Consider the following 20,743-nt stretch of genomic DNA (forward strand, 5'->3'; position numbering starts at 1 on the left):
CTCCCCCACAAGCGGGAGAGGGGATTGGGGCGGGATGTCCTGGTCCATGGCAATGAACCATTGCGGCGTGTTGCGGAAGATCACCGGCTTCTTGGAGCGCCACGAGTGCGGATACTGGTGCTTCACCCGCCCGCGGGCCAAGAGGTTGCCTTGGGCGATCAGGGCGTCGATGACGGCCGGGTTGGCATCGCCCTTCTCGCCCTTCTCGGTGATGACGCGGCGGCCCTCGAAGCCGGGGGCCTGCGCCGTGTAGAAGGAGTCCGCGTCCACCGTGTAGGGGATGGCGGGGCTGATGCCGCGCTCTTCCAGCCAGCGGCGGTGGTGGGTCCAGATCTCGAAGTCCTCGCGGCCGTGGCCGGGGGCCGTGTGGACGAAGCCGGTCCCGGCATCGTCGGTGACATGATCGCCGTCGAGCAGGGGGACGTCGAAGGTGTAGCCGAGGGCGGCGAGGGGGTGGGAGCAGATGAGGTTGGCGAGCGTGTCGGCTGGCACGTCGCCGAGCCGCGCGAAGGCGGTGACGCGGGCCTGCTTGAACACATCGTCCGCCAGCTTGTCGGCGAGGATGAGCCTGTCGCCGGTCTTCGCCCAGTTGTCCGCCGGGGCGTCGGTGACCTCGTAAAGGCCATAGGAGATCTTGGACGAATAGGAGATGGCGCGGTTGCCCGGCAGGGTCCAGGGCGTGGTGGTCCAGATGACGACTGAGGCCGACCGAATGTCGCTAGGATGTGCCCAAAGATGTTGAGCGATCCCGTGACCAGTGACGGCGAGGTGAGGGCTGTTTACCGGAAACTTCACCCACACCGTGTCGCTGGTGAAATCCTGATACTCCACCTCGGCTTCGGCGAGGGCGGTCTTCTCCACCACCGACCACATCACGGGCTTCGAGCCACGGTACAGCAGGCCGTTCTCGGCGAACTTCATGATCTCGCGGGCGATCTGGGCTTCCGCCGCAAACGCCATTGTGGTGTAGGGGTGGTCCCAGTCGCCTTCCACGCCGAGGCGCTTGAATTCCTTGCGCTGCTCGGAAAGCCAATGCTCGGCATAGGCGCGGCATTCCTGGCGGAAGGCCACCATGGCGGCGGCATCCGTGAAGTCAGGCTTCACCTTGCCCTTCTTGCGGTAATTGTCTTCCTCGATCTTCCACTCGATGGGCAGGCCGTGGCAGTCCCAGCCGGGCACGTAGTTGGAATCGTAGCCCAGCATCTGCTGGGAGCGCGTCACCACGTCCTTGAGGATCTTGTTGAGCGCGTGGCCGATATGGATGTTGCCGTTGGCATAGGGCGGGCCGTCGTGCAGCACGAAGCGGGCGCGGCCGCGGCCCTGTTCGCGCAGGCGGCCGTAGAGGCCGGTGCGCGCCCAGCGGGCGAGCAGTTCCGGCTCCAGCTTCGGCAGCCCGGCGCGCATGGGAAAGCCGGTCTCGGGCAGAAGCAGGGTCTTGGAATAGTCCGGGGCGTCGGCCGCAGGGGCTTCGGACGAGGTCGTGTCGGACGAGGTCGTGTCGGTCATGGAACGCTCGGGGGATGAAATGTCGGATCAGGCGGACGAACCCGGCAGCCCCCGCGCGCTCAGGCGCGCCGGCGGGGGGCCGGGCCGATAATTCGCGCCGGAAGCGGCGCGCCGGGACGGGGCAGGGCCCCGCCGAAGGGATGAGATCCGCGCATGGTCCGGCTTCTAGCAGGCGCCCGGAGCGGCGGAAAGCCCGCAGATGGGCGCAGCGGCCCTTCGCCCGCCCTCCAGCCGCGCGGCGGGCAAAAAAAGACCCCGGCACCGAGGTGCCGGGGCGTTCTTGTTGTTCCCCTCGTTAAACCTTGAGACCCATCCGACCGGCCCGCTCACAGGCCGGTCGTGGGGGCCGGGGCGGCACACGGCCGCCCCGGGCGCATCACGAGTGGTAGGCGCGCTCGCCGTGCTCGTTGATGTCGAGACCCTCGCGCTCCACGTCGGTGGTGGGACGCAGGCCGACGACCACGGAGATGATGAACAGGATCACCGCAGTGCCGACCGACGACCACACGACGGTGACCAGGACGCCCTTGACCTGCGCCATGACCTGGGTGGCCATGTCGTAGGAGGCGACGGCGCCGGTGGTGTAGTCGAAGATGCCGGTGCCGCCGAGCGCCGGGCTCACCAGGATGCCGGTGGCGATGGCGCCCACGATGCCGCCCACGCCGTGCACGCCGAACACGTCGAGCGCGTCGTCATAGCCGAGCGCGTTCTTGATGGCCGTGCAGAAGATGAAGCAGATCGGGCTGACGACGAGGCCGAGCACCAGCGAGCCCATGATGGACGAGAAGCCGGCGGCCGGCGTCACGGCCACGAGGCCGGCGACGAGGCCCGAGGCGAGGCCCAGCATGGAGGGCTTGCCCTTCACCAGCCACTCGATGAACATCCAGGAGATCGCCGCGGCGCAAGTGGCGATGAAGGTGTTCATCATGGCGAGGCCGGTGAGCGCGTTCGCCTCCAGGTTGGAGCCGGCGTTGAAGCCGAACCAGCCGACCCACAGGAGGGAGGCGCCGACCATGGTGAGCGTCAGCGAGTGGGGGGAAAGCGCTTCCTTGCCGTAGCCGAGGCGCTTGCCCACGATGATGCAGGCCACGAGGCCGGCGATGCCGGCATTGATGTGCACCACGGTGCCGCCGGCGAAGTCGATGGCGCCCATGGAGAAGATGTAGCCGGCATCAGCGAGCACGGTGTCGAGGGCACCCTGCGCGGCGGTCTTGGCGGCGCCGTCAGCGGCAGCGGCGACAGCCTTGGCGGCGGCGTCGATCGCATCCGGGCCGGCCCAGTACCAGACCATGTGGGCCATGGGGAAGTACACGAACGTGACCCACAGCGGCACGAACAGCACCACGGCCGAGAACTTGGTGCGCTCAGCGAACGCGCCGAAGATCAAAGCGGGGGTGATCATGGCGAAGGTCATCTGGAAGGCGATGTAGACGATCTCGGGGATGGCCACGCCCACCGAGAAGGTGGCCGCGAGGCTCTCGAGCGTCACGCCGTTCAGGAAGGCCTTGGAGAAGCCGCCGATGAAGGGGGAGCCGCCGGTGAAGGCGAGGGAGTAGCCGTAGAGCACCCAGATGAGGCCGACGATGGCCACGCAATAGCCCACCTGCATCAGCAGGGAGAGCATGTTCTTGGCGCGCACAAGGCCGCCGTAGAACAGCGCGAGGCCGGGCAGGGACATCATCAGCACGACCATGGCGGACACGAGCATCCACGCCACGTCGCCCTTGTTTACGGTCGGTGCGGCAGCGGCTGCTGCTGCGGTCGTCGTGGCGTCGGCCGCCGGCGCGGCCGTCTGGGCCAGCACCGGCGCGGCAACCGCCGTCGCCAGAAGAAGCGCGGGAAGCCCCACGCGGGACCACGTCTTGAACGTCATGGATGAAAGCTCCGTCGAATGAGAAAGGCTCAAAGCGCGTCGGCGTCGGTCTCGCCCGTGCGGATGCGCACGGCGTGCTCGATCGGCAGGACGAAAATCTTTCCGTCGCCGATCTGGCCGGTCTTGGCGGAGGCGGTGATGGCTTCGACCACCTTGGAGACCTGGTCGGCGGACACCGCGACCTCGATCTTGAGCTTCGGCAGGAAGCTCACGGCGTATTCGGCGCCGCGATAGATCTCGGTGTGGCCCTTCTGACGGCCGTATCCCTTCACCTCGGTCACGGTCAGACCGTGCACACCGATACCGGTGAGGGCGTCGCGCACCTCCTCCAGCTTGAATGGCTTGATGATGGCCATGACGATCTTCATGGATCGGTCCCTGTCCCCTGATGCCGATGCGCCGCAAATGACGCATTCCGGTTGTTTTCTCGCGGCGGCTTCGCCGAGCGGGTCGGGGAGATCCGCGCCGCGGCTGGCAAGCCTGCGCGAAGGGAATCAAGTACCGTGCCAAGCAAGGAGGGTGGCGGGTCGGGCGTGCCTATTTTTAGGCCACGCAAGGTCAGGCCGCCGGTTTGCCGCCGACTTGCCGCTTTTATTGCCTAGTTATTGTTCTTTATGGCGTGAAAGTAGTCATAAAGCCTGTGTGGCCACAAGGTAAAAGTCGTATGATACCATTTCCGCGCATTCAACGTGGGCTGACGGGCCGGATCAGGCCTTCCTGTGCCGCCGAAGCCACCAGCGTGCCGTCGCGCGTGAACAGTTCGCCGCGGCAGAAGCCGCGCGCGCCGGAGGCGGCGGGGCTCTCCTGGACATAGAGCAGCCAGTCGTCGGCCCGGAATGGACGGTGGAACCACAGGGCATGGTCGAGGCTCGCCACCTGCATGTCGCGGTCGAACACCGACTTTCCATGCGGCAGCAGTGCAGCCTGAAGCAGCGCGAGGTCTGAAGCATAGGCAAGCACCGCCTGATGCGTGGGCAGATCGTCCGGCAGCGGGCCGCGCGCGCGCAGCCACATGCTGGGCCGGGCACCCGGCGCGCCGAGATAGGCGGGGTCGAGGGAGGTGGGCTTCACCTCCAGTGGCCGCAGCGCCATCCAGTCGCGCTTTCCGGCGCCGGGAAAGCGCGCCATCAGCTTCTCGCGCCAGGCATCGTCGGACGGCAGGTCCTCCGGCGCCGGCACGGCGGGCATGGTGCCCTGATGGTGCAGGCCTTCCTCCACCACCTGGAACGAGACGGCCATGCTGAAGATGGCCTGCCCGTGCTGGATCGCCACCACGCGGCGGGTGGTGAAGGAGCGCCCGTCGCGGATGCGGTCCACGTCGTAGATGATGGGGATGCGCGGATCGCCGCCCAGGAGGAAGTAGCCGTGCAGGGAATGGGTGACGCGTTCGGCCTCCACCGTGCGCCGCGCCGCCACCAGCGCCTGCGCCACCACCTGCCCGCCGAACACCCGGCCCCCGTCCGGGGTGACGGTGCGACCGCGGAACAGGTTGATCTCAAGGGGTTCGAGGTCGAGGATGCCCAAAAGCGTATCCACGTCGGACGGCGATCCGGTCATAGGGCTTGGCTCGCTGAAGGCCGGCGCGCGGCGCGCTCCGGAGGGATGGGATGGTGTCCGAACACGCCATGCTTGCGCGGATCGCGTCAAGTCCCTTTGCGTCAGGGGCCTTCCCTATAGGGCGGGACACGGCCGGGGGAGTGGATACGTGGAACGGATAATGGGCGGCGCCGGCCGGGCGGGTCCGCCGGAAAAACAGGTTCAGGGAGTGAAGCGATGACCGGGCTGAACATGTCCGAGCCCCAAACCGGGATGCCCCAGGCCGGAGCCGGCTTTGCCGCCGCGGCGACCGCGGCGCGGGCGGATGTGGCCATCGTGGGGGGCGGGCTTGCCGGCCTCAGCCTCGCCCTCGCCTTGCGCCAGGGTCTCGGGCCGGATGCCGACATCGTCCTGTTCGACCCCTATCTGTCCCATGCCACGGTGGATGACGGCCGCTGCTCGGCCATCGCCGCCGGCGCGCGGCGCATGCTCACCACCCTCGGCGTGTGGCAGCATGTGGGGGCCAAGGCGCAGCCCATCACGGCCATGGTGGTCACCGACAGCCGCACCAAGGACGTGGCGCGCCCCACCTTCCTCACCTTCGACGGCGATGTGGAGCCGGGCGAGGCCTTCGCCCACATGGTGCCCAATGCCGACCTGCAATATGCCCTCATAGATGCGGCGCGCTCCGCCGGCATCGACCTGCGCGCCCAGGCGGTGGACGACTTTTCCACCGATCGGTCGGGCGTGACCCTTTCGGCCGCCGGCGCGCCGCCGCTCAAGGCACAGCTGCTGGTCGGCTGCGACGGCGCCCGATCGCGCATCCGTGGCATGGCCGGCATCGCCAACGTGGCCTGGGGCTATGGCCAGAGCGGCATCACCTTCGCGGTGGAGCATGAGCGGCCCCACGAGGGCCGGGCGGAGGAGCATTTCCTGCCCGCCGGCCCGTTCGCCATCCTGCCCCTGCCGGGCAACCGATCCTCCATCGTATGGACCGAGCGCACGCAGGATGCCGACCGCATCGTGGCGCTGCCGGCCATGGTCTTCCAGGAGGAACTGGAGCAGCGCTTCGGCCACCGGCTCGGCTGGGTGAAGCCGGTGACCAAGCCCCGCGCCTATCCTCTGGGCTTCGCCATGGCGCGGACCTTCATCGGCGAGCGCCTTGCTCTGGTGGGGGATGCTGCCCATCTCATCCACCCCATCGCCGGGCAGGGACTCAATATGGGCCTGCGCGACGTGGCGGCACTGGCGGAAGCGGTGACGGACGCCGCGCGGGTCGGGCTCGACTTCGCCGGTCCGGCGGTGCTGGAGCGCTACCAGCGCTGGCGGCGGTTCGACACCCTGGCCATGGGCGTGGCGACGGACGGGCTGAACCGCCTGTTCTCCAACCATTCCGACGCGCTGCGGGCGGTGCGCGACCTCGGCCTCGGGCTGGTGGACCGCATGCCGCGCCTCAAGGGCCTGTTCATCCGCGACGCGGCGGGCCTCACCGGCGCGGTGCCGAAGCTGCTGCGCGGCGAGGCGCTGTAGGGTCGAGGAATCTGCCCGGGCGAAGCCGGCCGGCGGCGAGCCGGCCTCCTTCCTGATCAGGCGGGAGCGGGGCCCCTCAGCGGGAAAGCTCGCTCTCGTCGAGCTTGCGGGCCTCGTCGGCCAGCATGATCGGGATGCCGTCGCGGATGGGATAGGCGAGGCGCGCGGCGCGCGAGATCAGTTCCTGTCGCTCGCGGTCATATTCCAGCGGCGCCTTGGTGAGGGGGCAGACCAGGATTTCGAGCAGCTTCGGGTCCACGTCGTGGCCGGGGCGCTGGGCTTGGATCATCGCGTCACTCATCAGGGCGTTTCCAGGCGAGGCGCAGACCAGCCCGCGCGGAGAAAACGCGTTGGACACCAGCCCGGCGCGGGCTTGCCTCACGAAGAAACGCGAGGCTGCGCAGGGCGCCCGCGATGGGGCGGCGCCACCATAGCGGGGGCGGGCCGGCGTTTCATCCCCAATCTGGGCCCATCCATCAGGCGTGCTGATGCAGCCATCAGCCGGATTCGTTGTCGCCGGGGCGGCGGGTCGCCTAAGACCAAAGGCCGGTGAGCGTCACTCGCCGGCCTTTGGTCAAGCCCACGCGGCATGGCGAAACCCTCCCGGCACCGGCCGCAGGCCGGCGCCCTCGGGGGATCCGCCGCGGGCGACGACCGCCCGCCCCGACTGCGCCCGCCCGAAATACACCACCGCAAGGCATCCATGGACCGTCGCCCGCACCGCCAATCGTCCCTGGGGCTTCTCCTCGGCTTCGTGGCCGTGGTCATGTTCGGCGCAACGCTGCCCATGACGCGGCTCGCCCTCGCCGACCTCAGCCCGTGGTTCATCAGCTTCGGCCGCGCCGCGCTGGCGGGGATCTGCGCGCTTGCGGTGGTCCTCGTCCTGCGCCGGCCGTGGCCGTTCGGCGCCCGCGAGACCCGTCGCGACCTGCTGCTGGCCACGCTTGCCCTGGTGTTCGGCTTTCCCATCCTCATCGGGATCGCCACGCAGACCGTCCCGGCGGCCCATGGCGGCATCGTGCTCGGCCTCCTGCCCCTGTGCACGGCCATTGCCGCCACCGTGCTCGCCGGGGAGCGCCCCGGCCTCGGCCTGTTCGCGGCGAGCGCTGTCGGGGCGGGGCTGGTGGCGGCCTTCGCCCTGCGCAACGGGGCAGCGGGCGGGCTCGGTACCGGTGACACGCTGCTCTTCCTCGCCGTGGTGATCTGCGCCGCCGGCTATGCGGTCTCGGGGCGCCTCGCCCGGCGGATGGCGGGCTGGGAGGTGATTGCCTTCATGCTCATCCTCGCCCTGCCGGTCACGGTGCCGGCGGCGCTCCTCACCTTTCCATGGGGGCGGGCGGTCACGGGGGAATCGTGGGCGGCGCTGGCCTATCTCGGCCTGTTCAGCCAGTTCATCGGCTTCTTCTTCTGGAATGCCGGGCTGGCGCTGGGCGGCATCGCGCGGGTGGGGCAGATGCAACTGCTCCAGACCTTCGTCACCGTGGGCCTCGCCTGGCCCATCAATGGCGAGCGGCCCGACGCCGAGACGTTGCTCTTCGCCCTCGCCGTGGCGGTGGTGGTGGCGCTGGCCCAGAGGGCGGGACGGCGGCGGACGCCGGCGGCTGCCGCCGATCGGGCCTGAAGCGGCCGCGTCCGACAGCGGCGAAAACGAAAACGGCCCTCCGAAGAGGGCCGCTCAAAGTCTTGTCTGAAAGCGCAGATGCGCTCAGGCCGCCTTGGAGCGGGCGGTGATGAGCTTGCGGTTCACCAGCACCTCGGCGATCTGCACCGCGTTGAGCGCCGCGCCCTTGCGGAGGTTGTCCGAGACGCACCAGAAGTTGATGCCGTTCTCCACCGTGGGATCGTCGCGCAGGCGCGAGATGTAGGTGGCATCCTCGCCGGCGGCCTCGTGCGGGGTGGCGTAGCCGCCCGGCTCGCGGGTGTCGATGACGAGGATGCCCGGGGCCTCGCGCAGGATCTTGCGCGCGTCCTCGGCGGAAAGCTCCTTCTCGAACTCGACGTTCACCGCTTCCGAGTGGGAGATGAACACCGGCACGCGCACGCAGGTGGCCGTGAGCTTGATCTTCGGATCCAGGATCTTCTTGGTCTCGGCCACCATCTTCCACTCTTCCTTGGTCGAGCCGTCGTCGAGGAAGACGTCGATCTGGGGAATGAGGTTGAAGGCGATGCGCTTGGGGAACTTCTTCGGCTCCACCGGATCGGAGACGAAGATGGCCCGGGTCTGGGTGAACAGCTCGTCCATGGCGTCCTTGCCGGCGCCGGAGACGGACTGGTAGGTGGAGACCACCACGCGCTTGATGGTGGCGGCCTCGTGCAGCGGCTTCAGCGCCACCACCAGCTGCGCCGTGGAGCAATTGGGGTTGGCGATGATGTTCTTCTTGGTGAAGCCGACGATGTCGTCCGCATTCACCTCGGGCACGATCAGCGGTACGTCCGGATCCATGCGCCACTGGGACGAATTGTCGATGACGACGCAGCCCTGCGCGCCGATCTTCGGCGACCACTCCTTCGACACGGAACCGCCCGCCGACATCAGGCAGATGTCGGTGTCGGAGAAGTCATAGGTCTCGAGCGCCTTCACCTTCAGGGTTTTGTCGCCGTAGGACACCTCGACGCCCTGCGACTTGCGCGAGGCGAGTGCAACAACCTCGTCCGCGGGGAAGCCCCGCTCGGCGAGGATCGAGAGGATCTCCCGGCCCACGTTGCCCGTGGCGCCGAGGACGGCGACCTTGTAACCCATGATATTCCTCGGGATCTGCCGGCCCTCTTGGCCGGAACGGGGGTTTTAGGCCGAACGGCACGCGCTTGCAAATCGAAGATTCCGCGAGGGCGGCAGGCGGACTGTTGCGCCAGCGCAACGCGCCGCGCCCGACGCTCGGGGAACATGCCTTGGTGCCGTCGCGTTTCCTTGCGCGAAGGGCGGGAGTATCCTAATTCAGGCAGGGGCGGCGGCTGTGCCGTTTCGGGAGGTTGTCATGCGTGTCGCGCCGTACATCACCATCGCCGCGGCGTTCCGGCTGGCGCTCGCGGTGACGTCCGCGGTGGCGCTGACGGGCGTCGCCAGTGTCGTTTCGGCGGACAGCGCATCGGCGCAGACCAGCGTGACGAAGCGCAGCCGCATCGAGATCACCCGGCGCTCCTACCTGGATCCGGGCACAGTGGTGAAGCCGGGCTCCAAGTCCTATCTGGATTATGCCCTGCCGCCCGGCTGGTTCTACCCGACCTATGACGGCGGCGGTGCCTCCGGCACCGGCCCCATCAGCGGCATCCGCTCGCCGCTGCCGGGTCCGTTCGACCTGCCGGGCTACTGAGCCCGCCCCGCGCGTATTCGCGAAAGGGGCTGCATCCGGGAGGGCCGCACGCCGCGGCCCTTTTTTGTGCCTATGAATTACACTCATATTACGTGGGATATTTTTTCTCCTGCAACGCAATGACATTGCGGCCGCGTCGCGCCATAACGACCTCTCGTTCGCGGCAAGGCCGCACCTCCGTCTGAACCCGGCTCCACGAGCCGACAGGGCCGCGTTCATGCCCCGCCTTCGTTTCGCGTTTCCGGCCGGGGCCGGCCACGCCCCGCGCAGCGTCATTCCCGGCTTCCGCCTGGCTCTGGGGGTGACGCTGCTCTATCTCGGCCTCATCGTGCTGCTGCCTATCGGGGCGCTGCTGCTCAAGGCGGCGGACGTGGGGTTCTGGGGCTATATCGCCATCATCACGTCGCCGCGCACGCTCGCGTCGTTCCAGGTGACCCTCACCACCGCCGCCATCGCCGCCCTGTTCAATGCGGTCTACGGCCTCGGCCTCGCCTGGGTGCTGGTGCGCTACGAGTTTCCCGGCAAGCGCCTGCTCGATGCCATGGTGGATGTGCCCTTCGCCCTGCCGACGGCGGTGGCGGGCCTCGCGCTCACCGCCTTGTTCGCGAAGAACGGCTGGTTCGGCGCGCCGCTGGCGCAATGGGGCATCCAGGTGGCCTATGCCCCGGCGGGGATCGTCTGCGCCATGGCCTTCACCTCCATCCCGTTCGTGGTGCGCACGGTGCAGCCGGTGCTGGAGGACATGGAGCCCGAGCTGGAGGAGGCGGCGGTGACGCTGGGCGCCTCGGACCTCACCACATTCCGCAAGGTGATTTTCCCCACTTTGTTCCCGGCCTTCCTGGCCGGCACCTCGCTCGCCTTTGCGCGCTCGCTGGGAGAGTTCGGCGCGGTGGTGTTCATCGCCGGCAACCAGCCCTTCCGCACCGAGATCGTGGCCCTGCTCACCTTCATCCGGCTGGAGGAATACGACTATGCGGCCGCCGCGGCCATCGCGGTGACCATGCTGGGGTTCGCCTTCCTGATGCTGCTCGTGGTCAATGCCGTGCAGGCTTGGCACCAGCGCAGCGCGCTGGGGGAGGGCTGAGATGGCGCCCCCGGTCAACCGCACCCGCCGCCGCGTGGGCGATGGTCCGCGCACGCGCGCGGTGCTGCTCGCCCTGGTGCTCGCCACCACGGCTGTGGCTCTCATCGCGCCGCTGGCGGTGATCTTCTCCGAGGCATTCGCGCGCGGCTTCGGCGCCTATGCCGAGGCGCTGGCGCGGCCGGATACGTTGCACGCCATCGGCCTCACCGTCGTCACAGCCCTGGTCTGCGTGCCGGTGAACGTCGGCTTCGGAATCGCGGCGGCCTGGGCGGTCACCAAGTTCAGCTTTCCCGGCCGCAACCTGCTGCTGGCGATGGTGGAGCTGCCCTTCTCCATCTCGCCCATCGTGGCCGGCGTCGCCTATCTGTTCGTCTATGGCGGGCAGGGGCTGTTCGGCCCGTTCCTGCAGGCGCACGACATCAAGATCATGTTCGCGGTGCCGGCCATCATCCTCGCCAGCCTGTTCGTCACCGCGCCGTTCGTGGTGCGCGAGCTGGTGCCGCTGATGATGGCGCAGGGCCGCGACGAGGAAGAGGCGGCGGTGAGCCTGGGCGCGCACGGCTTCGACGTGCTGCGCCTCGTCACCCTGCCCAACGTGCGCTTCGCCTTGCTCTACGGCGCGGCTTTGTGCAACGCGCGGGTGATGGGCGAGTTCGGCGCGGTCTCCGTGGTGTCCGGCAATATCCGCGGGCAGACCTCGACCCTGCCGTTGCAGATCGAGCTGCTCTACCAGGACAGCCACACCGTCGCCGCCTTCGCCGCGGCCACGGTCCTGGCGGGCGTGGCGCTGTTCACGCTGGTGGCGAAATATCTCATCGAGCGGGCCGAGCGGGCGCGCGAGGAGCGTGTCCCGGCGCGGCGGCCGGGGCACTGACGGAAGCGTCGTCGGGAACGGGTGGTGCCGACCTCAGCCGCGCGGCGCCGGCAGGCCGAGGGCAGTGGAGGACGGCTGCTGGGCGGGCGCGGCCCGCTTCAGCTCGCGCCGGGCTTCGCGGGCCGCGCGGCGGAAGCGGCCCTGCCGCGCCCAAACCACGATGCCGCCGGCGAGCACGCCCGCGATCAGCGCGGCGAACACCAGCGCGAACAAAGGCAGCGTCACCGAGAGCGCGGGGGCATCCGGCGAGAACGGGTCGAGGGACAAGGTGACGCTCTTGCGGTTCGCCACGGCGAGGGCCACCGCCACGATGGAAAGCGGCAGGCCGATGAGGATGGAGAGGAAGCGGGTCACGGGCGCCTACTTTCCGGTGTTGAGACGCTCGCGCATCTCCTTGCCGGTCTTGAAATAGGGAACGGTCTTCTCGCTCACGTCCACCTGCTTGCCGGTGCGCGGATTGCGGCCCACACGGGCATCGCGCTTCTTCACCGAGAAGGCGCCGAAACCGCGCAGTTCCACCCGGTCGCCGCGCTCCAGCGCGGAGGCCACCTGCTCCAGGATGGCGTTGACGATGTTCTCCACATCCCGCTGGTAGAGGTGCGGGTTGGCCTCGGCGATCTTCTGGACGAGCTCGGACTTGATCATGATGGCCGCATTTCCCCTCGAGAGCGATCCGCTGGGTTCGGCGGACAAGCTGCCTCCCGGCGACGGATTGCCGCGTTTATTGCAGAAGGCTCAAGCCCTTGTCACCCGTCAGCGCGAGGGTGCCAGAGGGCCAGGAGACCGTCAAGCTGGGTGCGCTCCAGTGCGCCGCGGGCGGTCTCGGTGAGGAACATGGCCGCCTGCGGGAAGCCCAGCGCCGCGACCGCGCCACGCATGGCGCCGAGCAGCCAGCCGAACTCGTCGCCGACCTCCCGCGTGCGCCAGCTGCGCACCCGGACGTTTTCCGGCACGCCTTTCTCGCGGGCGAGCCACGCCCGGGCGGTGCGCTCGTCGCCCAATTCATCCACCAGCTGCAGGCCGAGACCCTGATGGCCGGTGAAGACGCGCCCGTCGGTCACCGTGGCGAGCTTGTCGTCGGAGAGCTTGCGGCGCTCGCTCACCAGGCCCCTGAACCAGGCGTAGCTGTCCTTCACCAGCGAATCGACCGCCGCCCGCGCCTCGGGCGAGGTCGGGGTGTAGGGATTCGGCGAGGCCTTGAGGGGCGAGGACTTGATGTCCTCCATGGTCACGCCCACCGTCTTCAGAAGCTCGGTGACGTTGGGATACTGGTAGATGACGCCCACCGAGCCCACCAGCGCGTTGCGCCGCGCCACGATGTGGTCCGCGCCCAGCGCCGCGATATAGGCGCCCGAGGCGGCGATGCCTTCCACCACCGCCACCACCGGCTTCTTCTCGGAGAGGCGGCGCAGGGCGTCGAACAATTGCTCGGACCCGGTGACCGTGCCGCCGGGGCTGTCGATGGAGAGAATCACCGCCCGCGCCCGCGAGCGCCCGATCTCCTCCAGCAGCTCGACCCGCGCCCGGTCGTTGCGGATGAGGCCGCCGATGGTGACCCGCGCCACATGGGGCGAGGCCGCCGACACGCCATCGCCCGCCACGGAGGCCACGCCCACCGCAATGGCAGCGACGGCGGCGAGCACGCCGAGGGTGCGCCAGAAGGTAACCTTCCGCCGCAGGCGGCGGCGTTCGACGATCTGGTCGGCGTCGATCGACATGACTCAGCTCCTTCAAGGCGCTCTGGCCGCCGGAGGCGGACAGGACCGATGGGTCGCACTTAAGCAGGTGGCCAGGGGTTGGCAAGGCACCTTGGCGCCGCCTTGCGGCCCACCCCGCGTTCGGCAACCGGCTCCTGCGGCGGGGCGCCCCGTCGTCGCCGGGCCGGCGGGACCCTCACCAGCGATCGCTCGCCGTCGCGCCGCGCCATTCGGCCACACGCCGCGCCGTGGCGGGCGAAAGGTCCTCCGGCAGGGCGTCGGGCGCAAAGAACTCGGCGGCGACGATCTCCATGTTGCGCGCCGGCCGGGGGCCGATGATGAGCCCGCTTGTGCGGAACAGCACCACATGGTCGCGGCCGCCCACGCGGGGATTGAAGAAGACGCCGGCCAGAGCGAGCGGCCCGTCGGCCTCCACATTGGCCTCTTCCTTCAGTTCGCGCCGCGCCGCATCTTCCGCGCTCTCGCCCACATCGACGCCGCCCCCCGGCAGGTGCCAGCCCGCCACGTAGGAATGCCGCACCAGCAGCACCCGCTCCGCGTCATCCACGGCGAGCACGCGCACCCCCAGCGTCATGCCGTGACGCAGGCGCCGGACGAAATGGAAGAGCGGAAGCATGATCTAAGCATAGCCGATGCGGGGGCCGCGCGCCTCGCGTTTCGCGCGCAGGGGTGCCGGTGGCTCTATCCGGCGGCCACTGCCCGGGCCGCCAGCTCCGCCGCCTCGATGGCTTCAGCCCGCTGGAAGGCGGGGCGGGCGGTGCAGCGCGCCACATAGGCCGCCATCCGGGGTGCGGGCGCGACCACCTTGAGCAGGTTGATGGCGTACCACAGGTCCATGGCCAGCATCACGTCGGCGGCGGAGAAGACGTCGCCGAGCAGATAGGGGCCGTCCTTCAGCGCCTCGTCCACCACCTCCATGACGAGATCGAAGCTGCCCCAGCCGGCGGCGGACTTGGGCAGCTCGATGCCCTTCATCTTCTGCAGGAAGGCCGGCTCCATGCAGCCGGCGGAAAAGAACATCCAATAAAGGTAGCGCGCCCGGAGCGGATCGCCCACGGGCGGCGCGAGGCCGGCCTCCGGAAGGCGTTCCGCCACATAGGCGCAGATGGCGCCACTTTCGGCGAGGTGGGCGTCGCCGTCACTCAATGCCGGCACCTTGCCCATGGGATTGATGCGCCGGAAGGCGGGATCGTCCTGGGCGCCGGCGCGGATGTCCACCAGCGCCCGCTCATAGGGCGCGCCGGTCTCCTCCATCAGCCAGAGGATGCGGAAGGCTCGTGTGTGCGGCGCCCAATAAAGCTTCATCCCGGTTCCCTCCCCGTGACCGATCAGGAACATACAGGGAACAAATGTGAGCGTCGAGTCCCCCGTGCGGGGCCTTGCGATCCCGGCTCAGGCATGGATAATACCAGAACGGCCTGGGGTGCCACGCATCATGCGCGGCTGAGATCACACCCATCGAACCTGTCTGGGTCATTCCAGCGTAGGGAGATGCCGATGAGCGCCAGCTTGTCGACCTTCACGTCACCTTCTTCCTCAGCCGGCTCGGCAGCCGCCGGTCCGTCATCGGCGCGTCCGCGCGTCGCCATCGCGGGCGGCGGGGTCATCGGCCTCGCCATTGCGTGGCGGCTCGCCCAGGCGGGCTGCCCGGTGGATGTTTTCGAGGCGGGGGAAACCGGCCAGGGCGCGAGCCGCGCCGCCGCTGGCATGCTCGCCGCCTGCGCCGAGGCGGAGCCGGGAGAGGAGAGCCTGCTTGCCCTCAACCGCGCCAGCCAGGTGCTGTGGCCGGCGTTTGCCGCGGAGCTGGAGCAGGCGGCCGGTTCGCCGGTGGACCTGCGCACCGAAGGCACCCTCACCATCGCCCTCACCGCCGACGACCTCGCACGGCTGCGGCACCTGTTCGCCCTCCAGCAGTCCCTCGGCCTGCCGGTGGAATGGCTCACGGCGGCGCAGGTGCGGCGGCGCGAGCCCTATCTCTCGCCCAAGCTCGCCGGTGGCATCCTGACCCTTGAGGACCATCAGGTGGACAACCGCAAGGTGGCCGCCGCCCTCAAGGTGGCGGCGCTGAAGGCGGGCGTGCGCATCCACGAGCACACCCCGGTCGCGCGGGTGGAGACCACCGGCGGCCGCGTCACCGGCCTGGTGGCGGGCGAGACGCTCTATCCGGCCGATGTGGTGGTGCTGGCCGCCGGGGCCTGGAGCCGCGGCATCGACATCGCCCCCGCCGCGCCGCTGCCGGTGCGGCCCATCAAGGGCCAGATGCTGGCGCTGCGCATGGACCCCGCTGCGCCCATCCTCTCCCATGTGCTGTGGGCGCCGGGGGCCTATCTGGTGCCGCGCCACGATGGCCGCCTCATCATTGGCGCCACCACCGAGGAGAAAGGCTTCGACACCGACCTCACCGCCGGCGGACAGCTGGCGCTGCTCACCAATGCGTGGCGCGCCCTACCCACGCTGGAGGAACTGACCATCCTCGAGCAATGGGTCGGTTTCCGCCCCGGCAGCCGGGACGATGCCCCCATCCTCGGCCCGAGCGAGGAGGTGGACGGCCTCATCCATGCCACCGGCCACCACCGCAACGGCATCCTGCTGTTGCCGGTGACCACGCAGGTCATCGCCGATTATGTCCTGTCGGGCCGCATGGCGGGCGTGGCGGCGCCGTTCGGCGCGGCGCGCTTCGCCCCGCGCGCGGCGGCGGAGTGAGCGCGATGACCCTCGCTCTCAAGGTGAACGGCGCGCCCGAGGACCATCAGGCGGCGACGGTCGCCGACCTGCTGCGCGCCAAGGGCCTCGACCCCGCGCGCAAGGGCATCGCGGTGGCGGTGAACGGCGCCGTGGTGCCGCGCCGCATTTGGGCCGAGGCTCCGCTTGCCGCGGGCGACGCGGTGGAGATCATCGAGGCCAAGCAAGGTGGCTGAGCAGGGCGGCTGACCGCCTCGACCGCCCGGCCATAACAACAGGCGTCGCCGGACGACGCCGGGACGAAACTCCAAGAGGCGCCCCATGGCGGCGCCGGGAAGCATCACCATGAGTGCCTTTTCCGATTCCCAGAAAGACCCGCTCGTCATCGCCGGGCGCACCTTCTCCTCGCGGCTGTTCCTCGGCACGGCGGGCTATCCCAACCAGAAGGTCTTCCTCGATGCGCTGGAGGCGTCGGGGTCTGAGATGGCCACCGCCTCCATCCGCCGCATCAGCCTTGCCGGCTACGAGGAGAGCCTGACCGACCTCATCTCCGGCCGCGTCCACATCCTGCCCAACACCGCCGGCTGCCAGACCGCCAAGGATGCCGTGCTCACCGCCGAGCTGGCCCGTGAGGCGCTGGAGACGGACTGGGTGAAGCTGGAGGTGATCGGCGACCGCGAACTGCTCTATCCCAACGTGGAGGAGCTGCTGAAGGCCACCGAGGAGCTGGTGTCGCGTGGCTTCGTGGTGCTGCCCTATTGCAACGACGATCCCGTCACCTGCCAGAAGCTGGCCGATCTCGGCGCCGCCACCGTGATGCCGCTCGGCTCCATGATCGGCACCGGGCTCGGCATCGCCAACCCGCACATGATCGAGCTGATCTGCGCCCGCTCGCCGGTGCCGGTGGTGCTGGACGCCGGCATTGGCACCGCCTCCGACGCGGCGTTGGCCATGGAGCTGGGCTGCGCCGCCGTGCTGCTCAACACGGCGGTGTCGAAGGCGCACGATCCGGTGCGCATGGCCACCGCCTTCCGCCACGCCGTAGAGGGCGGCCGCCTCGCTCGCCTGTCGGGCCGCATTCCGAAGAAGCTGCACGCGGAGGCGTCCAGCCCCGAGTTCGGGCTGGTGGGGAGCTGAGCGCCGCGTGCTGCCCGAGCCGTCGCTGCTGCTGATCACCGATCGCACACTGGCGCGGGGTGATCTCGCGCAGGTGGCGGTGGAGGCCTGCGCCGGCGGATGCCGCTGGATCAGCCTCAGGGAGAAGGACCTGCCGGCGGCGGAGCAGATCGCCCTGTTTGCGCACCTTCGGGAAGCGACACGCGCCTTCCGCCCCCGCCTGACGCTCCACGGCCCGACTGAACTGGCGCACGCCGCCGGCGCGGACGGGGTGCACCTGCCCGGCGGCGGGCATGCGGGTGAAGCGAGGGCGCTGCTGGGCCCGGATGCGCTGGTGGGGCTCTCCATCCACACTTTGGCCGAGGCGCAAGCCGCCGATCGGGCCAGCCTCGACTACATCACCGCAAGTCCGGTCTTTCTCACCGCGTCCAAACCCGGCTACGGCCCGGCGCTGGGGACGGCGGGACTGGCCGCCTTCGCTGCCGTCTCTCCCGTCCCGGTGATCGCCCTTGCGGGCATCGCGCCCGCCAACGCCGCCGCCTGTCGCGACGTCGGGGCCGCGGGCCTTGCCGTCATGGGCTCGGTGATGCGGGCGGAGGATCCGGCCGCCGAATTTGCGGCCCTCCTTGCAGCCTGGGGCAGCAAGGCCCCCGAGGGCGAGCGCGTCTGACCCCGACGCGGCCTTGCATGGGCGGGCCAAAAGCTGAACCCTGCCCAAAACGGGGGAGGCGGGCATGGTGCGGCAGGATTCGGCGGATGTGATCGTGGTCGGCGCCGGCCCGGTGGGGCTCTCGCTGGCGGCGGAGCTGGCGCGCCACAAGGTGCGCTGTCGCATCCTGGAGAAGGCCGCCGCCCCGTCCATCTACTGCCGCGCGCTGGGCGTCACGCCCCGGACCCTGGAAGTCTATGAGGACATGGGCGTCGTCCGCGCCATGATCGACGCCGGCCTCTGGCTCGACGGGCTCTGCGTGGCGGTGGACGGGGCGCCGGCCCGGACCATCGCCACCGATCTCTCGGATCTGCCCTATGGCGCCCTCGGCATCCCCCAGCCCGTGACCGAACGCATCCTGGCGGAGCATCTTGCCGGCTTCGGCATCGGTGTGGAGCGGGGCGTCGCGGTCAACGCCCTCGTGCAGGCGGGGGAGAAAGTGCGGCTCGACCTCGCCGGGCCGGACGGGCGGGAGGATTTCGCCCATGCCCGCTTCGTGGTGGGATGCGACGGCGCCCACAGTTTCGTGCGCCACGCTTTGGGCATCCCGTTCGAGGGGGAGGCCTTTCCCTATCCCTTCATGCTGGGCGACGTGCATCTTGCCTTTCCCGGCGATCTGAAGCCGGCGCGCGGCATCGCCCTGCGCCTCATGCGCCTGCGCGAGGATACGGCGCCCGACATGTTCATCGCCATCCCGCTGCCGGAGCACGGGCGCTACCGGGTCTCCATGCTGGCGCCGGAGAGCCTTGCCGGGGCGGGATCGGGCGATGCGGGGAGCACCGAAGCCCACGGCATCCAGTCCGAGCGGCCGGGGCCCTCGCTCGCGGACCTCCAGGAGGTGGCCGACCGCATCGCGCCGGGGCAGATCGTCGCCGGCGACCTGCGCTGGTCGTCCCGGTTCCGCATCTCCATGCGGCTGGCGGCGCGCTATCGCGCCGGGCAGGTGTTCCTGGCGGGCGACGCCTGCCACATCCATCCGCCCACCGGCGGGCAGGGGATGAACACCGGCATCCAGGATGCCTACAACCTCGCCTGGAAGCTGGCGCTGGTGCTGCGGGGCAGGGCACCCGCCGCGCTGCTCGACAGCTACGAGGCCGAGCGCCGGCCGGTGGCGCAGGACGTGATCGCCCGCACTGTCGCCGAGAGCGTCAATATCGGCGCCTCCGGTGGTGCCCGCGACCGGCTCGCCGATACCCAGATCCGGGTGTCTTATGCGGGCCTTGCCGGCGCGGCGCTGGCGGGCGGGGCGGGCGCGCCAGAAGGGCTGCCGGGCGACCGTCTCCCGGTGGCGGGAGACCGGGCGCCGGATGCGCCGGGCCTGATGCGCCGGGGCGTCGGGACGCCGTTCCGGATGTTCGACCTGCTGCGCGGCACGGACTTCGTGGCGGTCGCCGCATTGGACGGGACGCCGGACGGCCTTGCTGCGGCGGAGGCCCTTGGCGCGGTGCTGGCCGGCGGCGGCCTGCCGATCCGGGTGGTGGCGGTGGCGCCGGCGGGGTCCGGCCTTGCCGATCCCTGCGGGGTGAGCCTTGTGGAGGACGGCGCCGGCGCTTTCGCCGCTGCCTACGGGCTCGCCGCGGGCGAGGCGGTGCTGGTGCGCCCCGACGGCTACCTCGCCTGGCGCGGCAATGCGGCGGAGGCGGATGTCGCCCTGCGGCGGGTGGTGGGAGCGGGGTAGTTTCACGCACGGGCGGTGCGTATTCTTGGGTATTCAGCAGGGTGCATCCGGTTCCAGGCCAAGCGTTCGAGCGCGATTGACCATCGAAAAGGCAGCGGAAGCCTTTCCATTCCCGTGGCCCGTGTTCTAACTTTCGGCCACCGATGAAATTCGGATGCCAAAGGGGGGCAACGCCATGGCCGTTACACGTCGCACTTTGCTTGCGGGCCTCGTCTCGTGCCCGGTCTGCGCCGGCGCCGCGCACGCGGCGGGCGCGCACTGGACCTATGAGGGCCACGGCGGCCCGCAGGAATGGGGTTCGCTGGAAAGCGGCTTCCAGGCTTGCGCGGTCGGCAGCCAGCAGTCGCCCATCAACCTGGAAGGCGCCGTGCAGGCCGCGGGCGAGGGGCCGACGCTGGCCTGGAAGCCCAACGCCTTCAAGATCGTCAACAACGGCCACACCATCCAGGCCGACGTGGTGGGGGATGCGGGAACGGCCACCATGGGCGGCAAGACCTACAGCCTGCGCCAGTTTCACTTCCACGCGCCGAGCGAGCATGCCCTGAACGGCGAGCGCACCGCCATGGAGGCGCATTTCGTCCATGACGCGCCCGATGGCAACCTGCTCGTGGTGGGCCTCTTCATGAAGGCGGGCAAGGCCAATGCCGGCTTCGCTGAGGTGATGAAGACGGCGCCCGTGAGCGCGGGCGCCACGCCGCTCAAGGCACCGCTCGATCCCTCGGTGTTCCTCCCGGCGGAGCGGGCCACCTATCGCTACGAGGGCTCGCTGACCACGCCGCCCTGCTCGGAGGTGGTGGACTGGAACGTCTTCGCCACGCCCATCGAGGTGAGCGAGGCCGACATCGCCGCCTTCCGCGCCATCTTCCCCATGAACGCCCGGCCGCTGCAGGCCGTGAACCGGCGCTTCCTGCTGCGCCTCAACTGATCCCGGCGGCCGGTGATCGGCACGCGTCGGCCTCCGGCCAAGCCCTCCGGCCAAGTTCGCGCGGCGCCAGCTGATCGGCGCGTGCTCTAACCTGACGAGAGAGAACGCGTTATCCGATCAGCTTGCGACGCAATCTGATCAGCGCGTGCTCTAGCGCAACAGAAAAGGGCCGGCGCAGCGCGCCGGCCCTTTCCATTCCTG

Annotated in this window: 22 protein-coding genes and 1 riboswitch; of the genes, 11 read left to right on the top strand and 11 right to left on the bottom strand. The window is 69.7% G+C overall.

Annotation, left to right across the window (positions count from 1 at the left end; translation table 11 throughout):
• The 4 genes from K9U40_RS14105 to tesB form a co-directional block, all read right to left on the bottom strand.
• On the bottom strand, window positions 1-1,506 hold a 1,506-nt coding region (locus K9U40_RS14105; RefSeq protein ID WP_282890808.1), incomplete at its 3' end, for a class I tRNA ligase family protein.
• Window positions 1,507-1,882: 376 nt separating this feature from the next.
• Window positions 1,883-3,379: an ammonium transporter gene (locus K9U40_RS14110; RefSeq protein ID WP_282890809.1), complete on the bottom strand. Its 1,497-nt coding sequence runs from the start codon at window positions 3,377-3,379 to the stop codon at window positions 1,883-1,885.
• A gap of 29 nt (window positions 3,380-3,408) precedes the next feature.
• Window positions 3,409-3,747 (bottom strand): P-II family nitrogen regulator, encoded by a 339-nt coding sequence (locus K9U40_RS14115; protein ID WP_012114237.1) that lies wholly within the window; start codon window positions 3,745-3,747, stop codon window positions 3,409-3,411.
• A 316-nt stretch (window positions 3,748-4,063) separates the two neighbouring features.
• Window positions 4,064-4,936, bottom strand: a complete 873-nt coding sequence (gene tesB / locus K9U40_RS14120) for an acyl-CoA thioesterase II (protein WP_282890810.1) — start codon at window positions 4,934-4,936, stop codon at window positions 4,064-4,066.
• Window positions 4,937-5,188: 252 nt separating this feature from the next.
• Here tesB and K9U40_RS14125 point away from each other — a divergent pair, with 252 nt between their 5' ends.
• Window positions 5,189-6,445 (top strand): ubiquinone biosynthesis hydroxylase, encoded by a 1,257-nt coding sequence (locus K9U40_RS14125; RefSeq protein ID WP_282890831.1) that lies wholly within the window; start codon window positions 5,189-5,191, stop codon window positions 6,443-6,445.
• 76 nt (window positions 6,446-6,521) lie between these two features.
• On the opposite strand, the gene K9U40_RS14130 is transcribed toward K9U40_RS14125, so the two are convergent.
• Window positions 6,522-6,734, bottom strand: a complete 213-nt coding sequence (locus tag K9U40_RS14130) for a Trm112 family protein (RefSeq protein ID WP_282890811.1) — start codon at window positions 6,732-6,734, stop codon at window positions 6,522-6,524.
• Between the two features lie 414 nt (window positions 6,735-7,148).
• Between K9U40_RS14130 and K9U40_RS14135 the strand changes: the two genes are divergently transcribed.
• On the top strand, window positions 7,149-8,066 hold the full coding sequence (locus K9U40_RS14135) for a DMT family transporter (protein WP_282890812.1): 918 nt from the start codon (window positions 7,149-7,151) through the stop codon (window positions 8,064-8,066).
• Between the two features lie 84 nt (window positions 8,067-8,150).
• Here K9U40_RS14135 and K9U40_RS14140 read toward each other — a convergent pair whose 3' ends face one another.
• On the bottom strand, window positions 8,151-9,185 hold the full coding sequence (locus tag K9U40_RS14140; protein WP_282890813.1) for an aspartate-semialdehyde dehydrogenase: 1,035 nt from the start codon (window positions 9,183-9,185) through the stop codon (window positions 8,151-8,153).
• Window positions 9,186-9,420: 235 nt separating this feature from the next.
• Here K9U40_RS14140 and K9U40_RS14145 point away from each other — a divergent pair, with 235 nt between their 5' ends.
• The 3 genes from K9U40_RS14145 (at window position 9,421) to cysW (ending at window position 11,714) form a co-directional block, all read left to right on the top strand.
• Window positions 9,421-9,756, top strand: a complete 336-nt coding sequence (locus K9U40_RS14145; RefSeq protein WP_282890814.1) for a hypothetical protein — start codon at window positions 9,421-9,423, stop codon at window positions 9,754-9,756.
• A 217-nt stretch (window positions 9,757-9,973) separates the two neighbouring features.
• Complete coding sequence (gene cysT / locus K9U40_RS14150; RefSeq protein WP_282890815.1) at window positions 9,974-10,840, top strand: sulfate ABC transporter permease subunit CysT; 867 nt, start codon at window positions 9,974-9,976, stop codon at window positions 10,838-10,840.
• Window position 10,841: 1 nt separating this feature from the next.
• A complete protein-coding gene (gene cysW / locus K9U40_RS14155; protein ID WP_282890816.1) occupies window positions 10,842-11,714 on the top strand; it encodes a sulfate ABC transporter permease subunit CysW in 873 nt (290 codons plus the stop codon).
• Window positions 11,715-11,747: 33 nt separating this feature from the next.
• Here the strand turns inward: cysW and K9U40_RS14160 are convergent, their stop codons facing one another.
• From K9U40_RS14160 to K9U40_RS14180, 5 genes are all read right to left on the bottom strand, one after another.
• Window positions 11,748-12,068 (bottom strand): lipopolysaccharide assembly protein LapA domain-containing protein, encoded by a 321-nt coding sequence (locus tag K9U40_RS14160; protein ID WP_282890817.1) that lies wholly within the window; start codon window positions 12,066-12,068, stop codon window positions 11,748-11,750.
• Window positions 12,069-12,074: 6 nt separating this feature from the next.
• On the bottom strand, window positions 12,075-12,359 hold the full coding sequence (gene ihfB / locus K9U40_RS14165; protein WP_012114247.1) for an integration host factor subunit beta: 285 nt from the start codon (window positions 12,357-12,359) through the stop codon (window positions 12,075-12,077).
• A 101-nt stretch (window positions 12,360-12,460) separates the two neighbouring features.
• Entirely contained in the window at window positions 12,461-13,432 is a 972-nt protein-coding gene (gene sppA / locus K9U40_RS14170; protein WP_282890818.1) for a signal peptide peptidase SppA, read from the bottom strand.
• A 175-nt stretch (window positions 13,433-13,607) separates the two neighbouring features.
• Window positions 13,608-14,048, bottom strand: a complete 441-nt coding sequence (locus K9U40_RS14175; RefSeq protein ID WP_282890819.1) for an NUDIX domain-containing protein — start codon at window positions 14,046-14,048, stop codon at window positions 13,608-13,610.
• Window positions 14,049-14,113: 65 nt separating this feature from the next.
• The gene (locus tag K9U40_RS14180; RefSeq protein ID WP_282890820.1) at window positions 14,114-14,737 is read right to left on the bottom strand and encodes a glutathione S-transferase family protein; all 624 of its coding nucleotides are present in this window, start codon (window positions 14,735-14,737) and stop codon (window positions 14,114-14,116) included.
• A 104-nt stretch (window positions 14,738-14,841) separates the two neighbouring features.
• Window positions 14,842-14,941: riboswitch (TPP riboswitch) on the top strand.
• Here K9U40_RS14180 and thiO point away from each other — a divergent pair.
• From thiO to K9U40_RS14210, 6 genes are all read left to right on the top strand, one after another.
• The gene (thiO, locus tag K9U40_RS14185) at window positions 14,930-16,135 is read left to right on the top strand and encodes a glycine oxidase ThiO (protein WP_282890821.1); all 1,206 of its coding nucleotides are present in this window, start codon (window positions 14,930-14,932) and stop codon (window positions 16,133-16,135) included. Its footprint overlaps the riboswitch before it by 12 nt.
• Window positions 16,136-16,140: 5 nt before the next feature.
• A complete protein-coding gene (gene thiS / locus K9U40_RS14190; protein WP_282890822.1) occupies window positions 16,141-16,350 on the top strand; it encodes a sulfur carrier protein ThiS in 210 nt (69 codons plus the stop codon).
• Window positions 16,351-16,459: 109 nt separating this feature from the next.
• Window positions 16,460-17,251: a thiazole synthase gene (locus tag K9U40_RS14195; protein WP_282890823.1), complete on the top strand. Its 792-nt coding sequence runs from the start codon at window positions 16,460-16,462 to the stop codon at window positions 17,249-17,251.
• 7 nt (window positions 17,252-17,258) lie between these two features.
• Window positions 17,259-17,900 (top strand): thiamine phosphate synthase, encoded by a 642-nt coding sequence (locus K9U40_RS14200; protein WP_282890824.1) that lies wholly within the window; start codon window positions 17,259-17,261, stop codon window positions 17,898-17,900.
• Window positions 17,901-17,964: 64 nt separating this feature from the next.
• On the top strand, window positions 17,965-19,617 hold the full coding sequence (locus tag K9U40_RS14205) for an FAD-dependent monooxygenase (protein ID WP_282890825.1): 1,653 nt from the start codon (window positions 17,965-17,967) through the stop codon (window positions 19,615-19,617).
• 175 nt (window positions 19,618-19,792) lie between these two features.
• A complete protein-coding gene (locus K9U40_RS14210; RefSeq protein WP_282890826.1) occupies window positions 19,793-20,542 on the top strand; it encodes a carbonic anhydrase in 750 nt (249 codons plus the stop codon).
• Window positions 20,543-20,743: the final 201 nt, after the last annotated feature.

It is taken from the genome of Xanthobacter autotrophicus, assembly GCF_030015065.1.
In the GTDB taxonomy this organism is placed as follows: Bacteria; Pseudomonadota; Alphaproteobacteria; order Rhizobiales; family Xanthobacteraceae; genus Xanthobacter; species Xanthobacter autotrophicus_D.

Bases quoted from the DNA above. Each gene is read 5' to 3' on its own strand.
- K9U40_RS14110 (WP_282890809.1), bottom strand. From the start codon at position 3,379: ATGACGTTCAAGACGTGGTCCCGCGTGGGGCTTCCCGCGCTTCTTCTG.
- K9U40_RS14115 (WP_012114237.1), bottom strand. From the start codon at position 3,747: ATGAAGATCGTCATGGCCATCATCAAGCCATTCAAGCTGGAGGAGGTG.
- tesB (WP_282890810.1), bottom strand. From the start codon at position 4,936: ATGACCGGATCGCCGTCCGACGTGGATACGCTTTTGGGCATCCTCGAC.
- K9U40_RS14125 (WP_282890831.1), top strand. From the start codon at position 5,189: ATGCCCCAGGCCGGAGCCGGCTTTGCCGCCGCGGCGACCGCGGCGCGG.
- K9U40_RS14130 (WP_282890811.1), bottom strand. From the start codon at position 6,734: ATGATCCAAGCCCAGCGCCCCGGCCACGACGTGGACCCGAAGCTGCTC.
- K9U40_RS14135 (WP_282890812.1), top strand. From the start codon at position 7,149: ATGGACCGTCGCCCGCACCGCCAATCGTCCCTGGGGCTTCTCCTCGGC.
- K9U40_RS14140 (WP_282890813.1), bottom strand. From the start codon at position 9,185: ATGGGTTACAAGGTCGCCGTCCTCGGCGCCACGGGCAACGTGGGCCGG.
- K9U40_RS14145 (WP_282890814.1), top strand. From the start codon at position 9,421: ATGCGTGTCGCGCCGTACATCACCATCGCCGCGGCGTTCCGGCTGGCG.
- cysT (WP_282890815.1), top strand. From the start codon at position 9,974: ATGCCCCGCCTTCGTTTCGCGTTTCCGGCCGGGGCCGGCCACGCCCCG.
- cysW (WP_282890816.1), top strand. From the start codon at position 10,842: ATGGCGCCCCCGGTCAACCGCACCCGCCGCCGCGTGGGCGATGGTCCG.
- ihfB (WP_012114247.1), bottom strand. From the start codon at position 12,359: ATGATCAAGTCCGAGCTCGTCCAGAAGATCGCCGAGGCCAACCCGCAC.
- sppA (WP_282890818.1), bottom strand. From the start codon at position 13,432: ATGTCGATCGACGCCGACCAGATCGTCGAACGCCGCCGCCTGCGGCGG.
- K9U40_RS14175 (WP_282890819.1), bottom strand. From the start codon at position 14,048: ATGCTTCCGCTCTTCCATTTCGTCCGGCGCCTGCGTCACGGCATGACG.
- K9U40_RS14180 (WP_282890820.1), bottom strand. From the start codon at position 14,737: ATGAAGCTTTATTGGGCGCCGCACACACGAGCCTTCCGCATCCTCTGG.
- thiO (WP_282890821.1), top strand. From the start codon at position 14,930: ATGAGCGCCAGCTTGTCGACCTTCACGTCACCTTCTTCCTCAGCCGGC.
- thiS (WP_282890822.1), top strand. From the start codon at position 16,141: ATGACCCTCGCTCTCAAGGTGAACGGCGCGCCCGAGGACCATCAGGCG.
- K9U40_RS14195 (WP_282890823.1), top strand. From the start codon at position 16,460: ATGAGTGCCTTTTCCGATTCCCAGAAAGACCCGCTCGTCATCGCCGGG.
- K9U40_RS14205 (WP_282890825.1), top strand. From the start codon at position 17,965: ATGGTGCGGCAGGATTCGGCGGATGTGATCGTGGTCGGCGCCGGCCCG.
- K9U40_RS14210 (WP_282890826.1), top strand. From the start codon at position 19,793: ATGGCCGTTACACGTCGCACTTTGCTTGCGGGCCTCGTCTCGTGCCCG.